This is a genomic window from Virgibacillus oceani (genome assembly GCF_014638995.1).
Taxonomy (GTDB): domain Bacteria; phylum Bacillota; class Bacilli; order Bacillales; family Amphibacillaceae; genus Virgibacillus_E; species Virgibacillus_E oceani.
This window is the reverse complement of record NZ_BMFR01000001.1, coordinates 197190-209799: the sequence shown is the minus strand read 5'-3', so window position 1 is coordinate 209799 and position 12610 is coordinate 197190. Positions and strand designations below refer to the sequence as shown.

General features: G+C 36.1%; 10 protein-coding genes and 2 tRNA genes. 1 reads left to right on the top strand and 11 read right to left on the bottom strand.

All coding sequences use genetic code 11. The features are described from left to right. Positions 1–6: 6 nt before the first annotated feature. The gene (gene hemA, locus IEV74_RS01065; RefSeq protein WP_188453493.1) at positions 7–1380 is read right to left on the bottom strand and encodes a glutamyl-tRNA reductase; all 1374 of its coding nucleotides are present in this window, start codon (positions 1378–1380) and stop codon (positions 7–9) included. 236 nt (positions 1381–1616) lie between these two features. Between hemA and IEV74_RS01060 the strand changes: the two genes are divergently transcribed. Then, the gene (locus IEV74_RS01060; RefSeq protein WP_188453492.1) at positions 1617–2099 is read left to right on the top strand and encodes a LiaI-LiaF-like domain-containing protein; all 483 of its coding nucleotides are present in this window, start codon (positions 1617–1619) and stop codon (positions 2097–2099) included. 158 nt (positions 2100–2257) lie between these two features. Here IEV74_RS01060 and IEV74_RS01055 read toward each other — a convergent pair whose 3' ends face one another. From IEV74_RS01055 to IEV74_RS01010, 10 genes are all read right to left on the bottom strand, one after another. Then, positions 2258–3004: an amino acid ABC transporter ATP-binding protein gene (locus IEV74_RS01055; RefSeq protein WP_373284292.1), complete on the bottom strand. Its 747-nt coding sequence runs from the start codon at positions 3002–3004 to the stop codon at positions 2258–2260. Positions 3005–3021: 17 nt separating this feature from the next. After that, positions 3022–3684 (bottom strand): amino acid ABC transporter permease, encoded by a 663-nt coding sequence (locus IEV74_RS01050; protein ID WP_188453491.1) that lies wholly within the window; start codon positions 3682–3684, stop codon positions 3022–3024. Between the two features lie 67 nt (positions 3685–3751). Next, the gene (locus IEV74_RS01045; protein WP_188453490.1) at positions 3752–4567 is read right to left on the bottom strand and encodes a transporter substrate-binding domain-containing protein; all 816 of its coding nucleotides are present in this window, start codon (positions 4565–4567) and stop codon (positions 3752–3754) included. A 284-nt stretch (positions 4568–4851) separates the two neighbouring features. Beyond that, the gene (gene yihA / locus IEV74_RS01040) at positions 4852–5439 is read right to left on the bottom strand and encodes a ribosome biogenesis GTP-binding protein YihA/YsxC (protein ID WP_188453489.1); all 588 of its coding nucleotides are present in this window, start codon (positions 5437–5439) and stop codon (positions 4852–4854) included. Further along, a complete protein-coding gene (gene lon, locus IEV74_RS01035) occupies positions 5426–7756 on the bottom strand; it encodes an endopeptidase La (RefSeq protein ID WP_188453488.1) in 2331 nt (776 codons plus the stop codon). The genes yihA and lon overlap by 14 nt, the downstream gene beginning before the upstream one ends. Positions 7757–8036: 280 nt before the next feature. Further along, a complete protein-coding gene (gene clpX, locus IEV74_RS01030; protein WP_188453487.1) occupies positions 8037–9314 on the bottom strand; it encodes an ATP-dependent protease ATP-binding subunit ClpX in 1278 nt (425 codons plus the stop codon). 389 nt (positions 9315–9703) lie between these two features. After that, a complete protein-coding gene (gene tig / locus IEV74_RS01025; RefSeq protein WP_188453486.1) occupies positions 9704–10990 on the bottom strand; it encodes a trigger factor in 1287 nt (428 codons plus the stop codon). A gap of 159 nt (positions 10991–11149) precedes the next feature. After that, positions 11150–12124 (bottom strand): DUF3196 family protein, encoded by a 975-nt coding sequence (locus tag IEV74_RS01020; protein ID WP_188453485.1) that lies wholly within the window; start codon positions 12122–12124, stop codon positions 11150–11152. Positions 12125–12263: 139 nt separating this feature from the next. Continuing rightward, positions 12264–12337: transfer RNA gene (locus IEV74_RS01015), tRNA-Arg, on the bottom strand. Between the two features lie 10 nt (positions 12338–12347). Further along, positions 12348–12421, bottom strand: a tRNA-Gly gene (locus tag IEV74_RS01010). Between the last annotated feature and the right edge of the window lie 189 nt (positions 12422–12610).

The window sequence follows — 12610 nt, the reverse complement described above, 5'->3', positions numbered from 1 at the left end:
TCCATTTTAAGGCGTCTTTACATTTTCAATCATTGGAAAGGATACATTATTATTTTGGATTGTATTCGTTAATTTGACATTTTTTTTTGCCTGCTTTTCCAACTCAGCATTAACTTCCTCTTTAATGCCAAAAATGTCTATGAAAAGTGAGAGTGCTTCATTAGACTTGTCGCTTGCAGCAAGCTCCTTTGCTTGCGTTACAGGCTCTTTTAATAACTGATTTATAATACTTTTTGTATGCTTGTTTAAGACCTTTTTCTCACGGGCTGTAAGGTCTGGCATTTTTCGTTCAATACTTTCCATTGTATCCGCTTGAATAGCCAATGCTTTTTGACGAAGCGCGGATATAACTGGCACAACACCCAGCGTTTGCAGCCATTCTTTAAAGGCTACAATTTCTGCCTCCAGCATCAGTTCAATTGTTTCAGCTGCTGATTTTCTTGCTGCCAGATTCTCATCAACAATATGCTGTAAATCATCAATATCATATAAAAACACGTTGTCCAGTTCGCTTATTTTGGGATCAATATCCCTGGGAACGGCAATATCTACTAAGAAAAGGGGACTTCCCTTGCGTTTTTTTTGAATCGGTTCCAAATTTTCTCTCGATAATACAACAGACTCTGAACCTGTTGAACTAATTAAAATATCTGCAACCTGAATGACGTTTAATAAATTTTCCGCATGTTCTGCCTTAGCCTGAAATTTATCTGCAAGCTTTTCTGCCTTTTCTATTGTTCGATTAATGACCGTGATTTGTGATGCTCCAGAGCCATGAAGATTTTTTGCAGCAAGCTCTCCCATTTTGCCTGCTCCATAAATGGCTACATGCTTGCTTTGTAAATCACCAAAAATCTTTTTAGCTAATTCAACAGCAGCATAACTTACTGAAACAGCATGCTCACCGATAGAAGTATCCTTATGAGCTCGCTTTGCGAATGTAATTGCTTGTTTAAATAGTTCGTTAAATACAGTTCCAGTGGTTTGCATTTTTTGTGCAGTCAAAAAAGCCTGCTTAACCTGGCCAAGTATTTGTGTTTCCCCGAGAATCATGGAATCTAAACCGGCAGACACACGAAAAAGATGCTCTATGGCACCATCACTTTCCGCTATTCGCAAATAAGAAGAAAATTTTTCTTTGTCCACCTGGAACCAATCTGCTAAAAATTGCTTAATGTAATAACGGCCAGTATGAATTTGATCAACCACGGCATATATTTCCGTACGATTACATGTGGAAACTATAACATTCTCCAATATGCTTTTTTGATCTTTCAACTGTAGCATTGCTTGATCCATTTCCTTTTCAGAAAATGTAAGCATTTCCCTGATTTCTACTGGGGCTGTCTTGTAATTTAATCCAACCTTTATAATATGCACTCTATCTACCCCCAAAAGACTTAACAAAGATGTTGTAGAACATCATTTAAATAATCATTTATCATCTATTATACCATGAGTATCAAATCTTATTTTCCATAAATGTGAACAGAGTTTGAAACATTATGATAGGATAAACGTATATACTTATTAACTCGTTTGTACTCTATCATAACCACAAACAAGAAGCAAGAAATCAACCCGTTTAGCACCTATGTTTGAAAGGAATCAATAGAATGAAAAAACAAAACTCATTTGCTGGATATTTATTAATTGGAATTGGGGCTTATTTTCTGCTAAGGGAACTAAAGCTTCCAATTATTACCGACTTTTATTCCTGGCCGACTTTACTAATTGTCATTGGTCTAGCATTACTCATTCATAGCTATAGTTCCAAAGATTATCAAAATTTATTCAGTGGTACAATTGTTTTGGGCTTAGGAATTCATTTTCATGGTAATGAGCATTATTCATTTTGGATTGATCATTGGGCAATTTATCCGTTAATCGTTGGAATTGCCTTCATTGTACGCTATCTAAAGACGAAGACAGGTTTGCTTGCGGGGACTATTTTAATTGGGGTTTCGTTACTGCTGATTTTCTCCATTAGACTGCCTGCTTGGTTTGATTGGATATATATCGTAATTAATTTTATTGAAAGTTTTTGGCCAATCTTGTTAATTGGAATTGGTGTTTACCTATTAAGAAAGAAAAAATGAAGCTGGTATATAAGTGTTTTAGGCAAAGGAAAAGTCCGAATTATAATTTCACATTTATTGTTCAAAACGTGTGATTAATTCGGACTTTCCTATTTGTAAAAATGCCTTGAAATGTAATCATTTGCCTTTATTCTTTTAGTTATGTCCCATCCCTATTTTTATAATATTGAACCTAAAAACTCTTTAGTTCGTTCTTTCCTAGGATTATCGAATAGATCAATAGGTATACCGCTTTCAACAATTTTCCCATCGTGCATATATACTACCCAATCGCCTACCTCGCGTGCAAACCCCATTTCGTGTGTAACGACTACCATTGTCATACCATCATCAGCTAATTCCTTCATTGTTGATAACACTTCACCAACTAGCTCAGGATCAAGCGCAGATGTCGGTTCATCGAATAGCATAACATCCGGTTTCATCGCCAATGCCCTTGCAATTGCCACTCGTTGTTTTTGCCCTCCTGACAAAGTTGATGGATAAACATTATACTTATCTCCTAAGCCAACTTTGTCCAACAGTAGTTTACCTTCTTTGATTGCTTGTTCTTTACTTATTCCTTTTACTTGAGTAGGCGCCTCAATGATGTTGCCAAGAACCGTTTTATGCGGAAAGAGGTTAAAGTGCTGAAACACCATTCCAACACGTTCACGAACCTTATTCAAGTCGTGTGTCTCTTGTTCGATCTGGTCACCTTCTATAACAATTTTCCCACTATTTTTTATCTCTAAAAAGTTTAAACAGCGCAACAATGTACTTTTCCCGGATCCGCTTGCGCCTATCAATACAACTACATCACTTTCATTAACCTTTAAATCTATATCCTTTAATACGTGTAAATCGCCAAATGATTTATTTAATTTTTCCACTTTTATCATTTCTTTTTCTTTACCCTCACTCATTCTAAAAACCTCCCCACTTAATCACTTTGCGCCATTTTTTTCTCTAACATATTGACCAAAACAGTAAGAACCAGAACGATAATAAGATAGTAAACTGCTACAGTTAAATAGAATGGCAGGTAATCAAAGTTGTTTGACCCTTGTGTACTGGCTACCCCAAATAATTCCTGCATACCGATAAACGATACAAGTGAGGAATCTTTAATTCCAATTATAAACTGGTTGCCAAGAGATGGTACGGCACGGCGAAATGCTTGTGGTAAAATAATGCGGCGCATCGTCAGGCCAGAAGTCATTCCCAATGAACGACCGGCTTCTGTTTGACCTTTATCAATTGACTGAATTGCACCTCGGATAATTTCCGCTATATATGCACCACTATGAAATGCGAGACCAGCCACACCAGCCCAAAATTTATCAAGCAGTATGATTTCAGTTAATCCATAGTAAAGAACAAAAATTTGTACGATAAGCGGAGTGCCTCGAACAAGCCATATATAAGCATCCGCAATCCATTGCAATATCTTCACATTGGAAATTTTTAATATTGCAAAAAACAAACCAATAATAAATGCAATTAGTAATGACGCTACTGAAAGATAGATGGTAATTTTAAATCCTTCCACAAAAACATCAAAACTGTTTATAAATACATCAAAAAAGTGTTTAATTCCTGACAAATGGTTCAGCTCCCTTTTAAAGGACAAATGTGCGCAAATAAGGCGCACATTTGTATAATAATAATTTTTATTTTAATTCTTCAGGTTTCTGAGTTATGTCAACTCCAACCCATTCCCGAGCCAACTCTGCCAGTTTACCGCTTTCCTTTAGCTCGTTTAATGCTTCATTTACCGCATCCAATAATTTTTCATTTTCTTTGGCAACTGCCACTGCCTGTTCACTGACTCCAAGCTGGCCGCGATTCTCAATTTCCAGCCCGTTATCAATAGCTGTTTGTCCAGTAATAGAATCAGTAATTACGGCATCGTGATGACCCTTTGCTAATGACTGGAGTGCTACAACATCACTATCTACCTGTGGGATATTGTCGGTATATTTACTAGCCATATCCACATATGTAGAACCTCTTGAAACGGAAATTTCTTTATCCTTTAAATTGTCCGCTGATTGAATATCGCTATCCGGTCTTGTGTAAATTACCGGTCCTGAATAATAATATGGCTCTGAAAAGTTAACCTGCTTCAAACGTTTATCTGTTATTGTATGACTTGCTACCGCGATATCATAGCGCCCTTGTTTTACTCCAGTAACGATACCAGAGAATTTTGCCTTCTGTTGTACTGCCTCTAATCCCAGTTTTTCGGCTATTGCCTCAGCTACCGCAATGTCATAACCGACCATTTCTCCACCTTCCATATAACTAAAAGGTTTAAATTCACCTGATGCAGCAAATGTTAGCTTTCCATCCTCAATCAGATTAAATTCGGATCCACTATCAGCACTATCAGAATTGTCTGTTCCCCCATCTGAGCTATCTGTACCACATGCTGTTAGCACAAATATAAATAACGCGAAAAATAGTGAAATTTTCAGTTTTTTCATTCGTCAATACATCCCCTTTGAATTCATTATGTGTATATAATGGAAGTCGTATCATCCCTTCGCACTAATATATATAAAATTATAGCAATGTTCATAAACAACTTCCAATTGCAAAAATACCTGTATATCTAATTAAGCCTACATATCTTTTTATGAGGAGGATATATCTTCCTTTACCGTACATATACCGTACTATGCTCTAAAATCCTAGGTCACACTTCTAATATTCTGAAAACAATTACAAAAAACCCTACTAAAGAATTAGGCTCTAGTAGGGAGAAGGTTTATATATTAATTTGATTTCGTAAAACCCTCCATGCTTCGTCTTTTCCTTCACCAGATTCTGCTGAAAAGGGAATAAGTATATCCCCTTTTTCTATTTGCAAGGTTTCTTTCGTACGTTTTAAGTGTCTATCTCGTTTGCCTTTAGGTATTTTATCAAGTTTAGTAGCTATGACAACTACAGGCAGTTCAAAATGCTTTAAGAAATCATACATTTGGATATCGTCTTTTGTTGGTTCATGGCGAATATCTGTAATTAATAAAACAGCTTTTAAGGTATCCCTTGTTTCGAAATACTCTTCCATCATGCCGCCCCATTTTTCACGTTCCTTTTTCGAAACTTTCGCATATCCATATCCTGGTACATCAACAAAATAAAACATTTCATTTATTTTATAAAAATTTAATGTCTGTGTTTTACCAGGCTTAGAAGATGTCCTGGCTAAATTTTTTCGATTGATTAATTTATTTATAAAAGATGATTTCCCAACATTGGAGCGACCAGCTAAAGCTATTTCCGGTAGCTGGTCGCTAGGATATTGTTTTTGGCTGACAGCTGAAATAACAATTTCTGCATTAGTTACTTTCATAGTTCTCCTCCACCAGGGCATGTTTTAATACTTGGTCCAGATGATTCACTTTAATAAAGGTTAAATCATTTCGGACACTCTCGGGTATATCCTCAGTATCCTTCTCATTTTCTTCTGGAATGATTATAGTGGTAATACCGGCCCTGTGTGCGCTTAGTGATTTCTCTTTTAACCCACCTATTGGAAGTACACGCCCTCTTAATGTAATTTCACCTGTCATTCCTACTTCTTTCTTAACAGCTCTTCCTGACAGTGCAGAAACAAGTGCTGTAGCCATTGTTATCCCTGCAGACGGTCCATCTTTTGGAGTTGCCCCTTCAGGTACATGAATATGAATATCATATTTTTCATGAAAGTCAGGATCAATATGCAGCTCTTCTGCTCTTGAGCGGATATAGCTAAAAGCAGCCTGTGCTGATTCTTTCATAACATCACCTAATTTACCAGTTAAGGTAAGCTTGCCTTTTCCCGGATAATGAGAAACCTCAATAGAAAGGGTGTCACCACCAGCCGCTGTATAGGCGAGACCGGTAGCTGCACCTATTTGATCTTCACTTTCCATTAATCCATAACGGAATAGAGGCTTTCCTAACAGTTCTTCAATGCTTTTCTCTGTTACGATTACACGTTTTTTATCTTCGGAAATAATTGTTTTTGCAGCTTTTCTGCATAAGGTCGCTAATTGTCTTTCTAATCCTCTGACACCCGCTTCACGTGTATATCTTCTGATTAATTTTAGCAGTGCATTATCGCGAATTTGTAAATCACCTTTTTTTAAGCCATTTTCCTTCAATTGCTTGGGCAATAAATGCTCTTTTGCAATATGAAGCTTTTCTATTTCTGTATAACCAGCGATCGATATCAGTTCCATTCTATCTAATAATGGTCCAGGGATGTTGTTTACATAATTTGCCGTTGCGATAAATAAAACACTTGATAGATCGTATGTTTCTTCAATAAAGTGATCACTAAAATTGTTATTTTGCTCAGGATCCAGTACCTCAAGCATCGCTGATGACGGATCACCGCGAAAATCGTTGGACATTTTGTCAATCTCATCTAATAAAAACACCGGATTAACTGTTTTTGCTTTTTTCATCCCTTGAATGATTCTTCCCGGCATTGCACCAATATAGGTCCTGCGGTGCCCGCGGATTTCAGCTTCATCCCGAACCCCGCCTAAAGAAATTCGGACAAAATTCCGATTAATGGATCTCGCAATAGATTTAGCTAAAGAGGTTTTACCTACTCCCGGCGGACCGACAAGGCATAGAATCGGACCCTTAATTGATTTTGTAAGCTTTTGAACTGCTAAATACTCTAATATTCGTTCTTTCACTTTATCCAAACCATAATGGTCCTGATCCAAAATCGTTTGTGCCTTATTAATCTCAATCGTATCATTTGTTTTCTTTGTCCACGGCAACGCTAACAGCCATTCAACATAATTACGTATAACAGAGCTTTCAGCAGAACTTTGCGGAACTTTCTCATATCTTCCAAGCTCTTTCAGGGCTACTTCCATGATTCTTTCCGGCATATCAGATTCGGATACCTTTTCACGCAATTGTTCTACTTCACTTGATTTACCATCTTTTTCTCCTAATTCATTTTGAATTGCCTTTAATTGTTCTCGCAAATAATATTCTTTTTGCGTTTTTTCCATTGAAGTCTTTACACGCTGACCAATTTTCTTTTCCAAATCCAGAACTTTCTTTTCATTTGAGATTAACTTGATTAAATGCTGCATACGGCTTTTGACGTTAACGATTTCAAGTATTTCCTGTTTGTCTTTTATTTTTAATGATAAATGCGAAGCAATAATATCTGCCAGCCTGCCCGGTTCTTCTATGTCCTGTACAGTTGCGAACGTTTCCTGCGTTATTTTACGGGAGACCTTACTATATTGTTCAAATTGCGTCAATAGGGAACGCATCAATGCATCCTCTTCATTCGTTTCACCATTAATATCTGCCAGTTTCTCTATCTCTACATTAAACTCTTCTTTTTCATCAATAAAATGGAGAATTTCACCTCTGTACAGACCCTCAACTAACACACGAATTGTCCCATTTGGAAGTTTTAGCATTTGGTTGACTTTCGCCACTGTTCCAATTCGGTAGATATCAGCTGGTTCTGGATCATCAATGCTAACCTTTTTCTGCGCTGCAAGAAAAATGGTTTGATCATCCATCATCGCTTTTTCCAATGCCGTAACGGATTTATCTCTGCCTACATCAAGATGGAGCACCATTGATGGAAAAACGAGTAATCCGCGTAAAGGGAGGAGGGGAAGTTGAATTGTATTATTTGTCATTATATGTACCTCCAATATATATCATCGAGCTTTTTAATTATTTTCCTATGTATAGCTTCATTGTTAAAGTTTATAGAAAACTTTCCTATTTGTAAATGTATATGTCTATCAATGACGACGGGTTTAGTATTGCCCTAAGAGAAAATACTAATTCCATTAAAAAGAGACTGGTTAATAAGCACATATGTCTCCCTTCCCACTTAATAATGATATTTATACGGGAGAAATATGCCTTTCAATCCAGTCTCTTTTACACATTAGTTATTTTTTATCCCATTAATTAAGCACTTTCTTTAGGAAATTTTTCGTTGCCTTCTTTTACAGTGCCATCCCTGAAAATTAGTTTAGGACTGCCATCTTCCTCAGCAATCGTATCTGAAGTAATAACACATTTGTCAATATCTTCTCTTGAAGGTAATTCAAACATAACATCAAGCATGATACTTTCAATGATAGACCTTAATCCGCGGGCCCCTGTTTTTCTTTCAATAGCTTTCTTCGCTATTTCTACAAGTGCACCATCTTCAAACTCTAACTCAACATCATCCATTTGGAAGAGTTTTTCATACTGCTTAACTAAAGCATTTTTTGGTTTTGTTAGAATTTCCACTAATGCGTCTTCATCCAACGGCTCTAATGCCCCAATAACAGGAAGTCTTCCAATGAATTCAGGAATTAAACCATAGCGCAGCAAGTCTTCCGGTAATACTTTTGAAAGTAATTGCCCCATCTCAAGATCCTGCTGTTTTTCATTCGCACCGAAACCAATTACTTTTTTACCTAGACGACGCTTGATAATTTGATCAATCCCATCGAAAGCCCCGCCACATATAAACAATATATTTGTGGTATCGATTTGTATAAACTCTTGATGCGGGTGTTTGCGGCCGCCTTGTGGAGGAACACTTGCAGTAGTTCCCTCCAGTATTTTTAAGAGTGCTTGCTGAACTCCTTCCCCAGACACATCTCTCGTTATGGATGGGTTTTCTGATTTACGTGCAACTTTATCAATTTCATCAATATAAATGATTCCTTTTTCAGCTTTTTCAACATCATAATCAGCAGATTGAATTAATTTTAACAAGATGTTTTCAACGTCTTCTCCAACATAACCTGCTTCAGTTAATGAAGTCGCATCAGCAATTGCAAAAGGTACATTCAAAATTCTTGCCAGTGTTTGAGCCAGCAATGTTTTCCCGCTACCAGTCGGCCCAATCATTGCAATATTACTTTTTGCTAATTCAACATCATCAGAATTTTTCGGTGAGTTGATCCGCTTGTAATGATTATAGACCGCTACAGATAAATTCTTTTTTGCCTTTTCTTGTCCAATTACATAATCATCAAGAATGTCACAAATTTCCTTTGGCTTTGGCACCTCTTTAAATTCTGTTTCTTCCTCTGTTCCTAATTCTTCTTCAACAATCTCTGTGCAAAGTTCAATACATTCATCACATATATAAACACCAGGTCCGGCAACTAGCTTACGAACTTGATCTTGACTCTTTCCACAAAATGAACACTTTAATTGCCCTTTTTCTTCGTTAAATTTAAACATACATTTTCACCCCTAAAAGTTTCACTCTACTTCCACATATAGGACTCCACTTTCTTAGCCCATCATAACAAATCATATTTAGAAAACAAAACAATAACCCTTTTCTATATTTCTTATAATATTTCTTATAATTATGGATAAATTATTGAAAAAGTCAAATCATAACTGTTTCCATCATAAGATTTATCCAATAAAAATTTATTTAATTTCTAAGAAACATGCTCTTTTATTTATCATATGTGATTTAATTAAATTTAAGACAACACATTATGTCGCATTGTAGGGTGATGTTAAGTAATTCTTTAAAAGGTAAAACAAGGTACGAATAACTCGCACCTTGTTAGTAGTATTCACCTTTTTCAGTTGTAAATAAACCCTAAACGAAATGATTATATAGTTTTGCTTGAGCTTACTAAGAAATCAATTGCTTTTTGGAACTTAAGGTCGTCTTTTATAGCCTCCGTATTACCGCCAAGCATCTGCTTAAGCTGCTCTACTTCCGTTCCATACATTCCAGCCATTTTTTCAAGTTCAGCATCCGCGTCTTCATCAGAAACCTCAAGGCCCTCATTATTGAAAATAGCTTCTAACGTAAGATTTGTTTTAACACGTTTTTCCGCGTCTTCTTTCATTTGCTCACGTAATGCATTTTCATCCTGCCCTGAAAATTGAAAGTACATCTCCATAGTCATACCTTGCATTTGCAAACGTTGTTCAAATTCTTTTACCATGCGATCTAATTCCGAATTAACCATTGCTTCAGGAATCTGAACCTCTGCATTATCAGAAGCTTTTTCTATTAACGTCTCACGTTTTTGATTTTCAGCATCTTGTTTCTTTTGTGTTTCCAATTCCTCGCGTTTTTTTGCTTTTAATTCTTCAAGCGTTTCAACCTCTTCATCAACATCTTTAGCAAATTCATCATCAAGCTCAGGTAATTCTTTCATTTTTATTTCATGAATCGTTACTTTGAATGTTGCTTTCTTTCCAGCCAATTCTTCAGCATGATAATCCTCTGGGAATGTTACATCGATATCAGTTTCAACCCCAGCTTCCTTCCCAATAAGTTCATCTTCAAATCCAGGGATAAATTGACCTGATCCAATTTCAAGTGAATGATTCTCACCCTTACCACCGTCAAATGCTTCACCATCAATAAATCCTTCGAAATCCATTACAACTGTATCGCCCTGTTCAACATTACCTTCTTCTTTAACAATCAATTCAGCGTGATGTTCTCTTTGATGTTCAATCTCATGATCAACATCTTCATCTGTAACAGTTGTATCTTGGTCTTCAACTTCTAATCCTTTGTATTCTCCAAGAGAAACTTCTGGTTTTACAGTTACTTTTGCAGTAAATACAAGGTCTTTTCCTTGTTCAATCTCTTCAATATCAACTTCAGGCTGTTCAACTGGTTCAATTCCAGTTTCTTCAATTGCCTTCGTATAAGCACTTGGTAATACAATATCTACAGCATCTTGGTATAAGGATTCAACCCCAAAACGGTTTTCAAATATCTTGCGCGGAATTTTACCTTTACGGAACCCAGGAACTTGTACCTTTTTAACAACCTTTTTGAATGCTTGATCTAAAGCACGATCAAATTCCTCAGAACTAACTTCGATTGTAAGTACTCCTTCATTACCTTCTTGCTTTTCCCATTTTGCTGACATATAATTCCCTCCAAAATCTATTGTTCTAACTAATTTTTCACGTTCATTAATTTTAATATAATGGATACGTAATACTATTCAAATTTACAACCATCTTATTATAACATAATTACTATGCCTTTCAAGCATTTGTAGCTATTCTTAAATGCAAGAAAACACTCAGTCCTCAATAATTGATAAATATAAGGTTTCACATGTTTTTATCTCTTCCATATATTGTAAAACTCTTTGATCCGGATCATCATCAATATGTAAATGCAGGTATTCTTCCCCGATAGACGTTAAAGCTTTAGCAACCAGTATAAAATCATCATTCGCCGGCATAAATGGATAGCAAACATAGGCATAACGATATAGAAGTTTTTCTATTAACTGATACAGTGAAGGATTTTTCTGTTCTAATTCGCCGATCACCAACAATGTTTGTTTTATGAAAATATGTGACTCTAAGTCCGTAATATCTGCAGGTACAACAGATTGACATCTATTTAGCTTATGTATAGTAACGCTTTGTGAAACCTTATTTTCCTGAAGCAGCTGAAGGATGGCAGTTTTCGTGACCGGGTGAACATTTTCTTTCATTAAAAAATCCTTTAATATTTGTATATCAGGCTTGACATGTATTTTCTTCATGTTTTCTACTAGACGCCATTGTAATGCGTGCTCTTCTACTGTTACTGCTTCAAGTAATTCATTTATGTACTCCGTTGATTTTTCCACCTTGAGTTGATCATTCATTTGTTCGCTCATATCATATAATTGCTGGAACTGCTCTTTAATTGGCACTGGAACTTCTTCCGTTTCAAATTCATACTCTACTTGTTCCATTAGTTGTTTATACTGGTTTGTTTGAAACAGTATTGTTAAGTAAATATGTACAAATTGATAATAATGTTCATCCTTTTGCTTTAATGCTTCTTCACATAAGTCTTGTGCATCTTCATAATGGCCTAGCTCCATTAAACAAATTATCTTACCAATAACAATCTCATGGTTATTAATTTGATAACTTAATAATTTATTTAATTTTTCCAGTGCTTCTCCGTACTTCTTTTGTTTAAGTGCAGATAGGCTTTCTTCTTCCAGCATTGTCTGCCATTTTGGAAAAAGAATCACGTTTTCGTTTTTTTGCATTCTTTCACTCCTTTCCTACAATATTTTTTATTAGTTTACTACATAATAGATATACATTCCCGAAAAATATAAAAATAAACATTTTTGCAAGGGAAGAAAAAAGGAAACCTATATGAATTGTATAGGTTTCCTGTTGGAACGTCCCAGGCAGGATTCGAACCTGCGACCCACAGCTTAGAAGGCTGTTGCTCTATCCAGCTGAGCTACTGGGACATATTATGTATGGAGCGGGTGAAGGGAATTGAACCCTCGACATCAGCTTGGAAGGCTGAGGTTTTACCACTAAACTACACCCGCAGTTATTTATCTTTTTAAGAGACAAGAATTATTATATGCACTGGTCATTTTTTTGTCAATACCTTTTGTTAAATTTATCAAATCACTTTGCATAATTCTTCACATTGTACTTCAGTTTTTCCGTAAACTGCGACGTAAATACTAGTGGTGATTTTGCATTATTTTGGACGCTCTTTGGTCCCGCAGCCC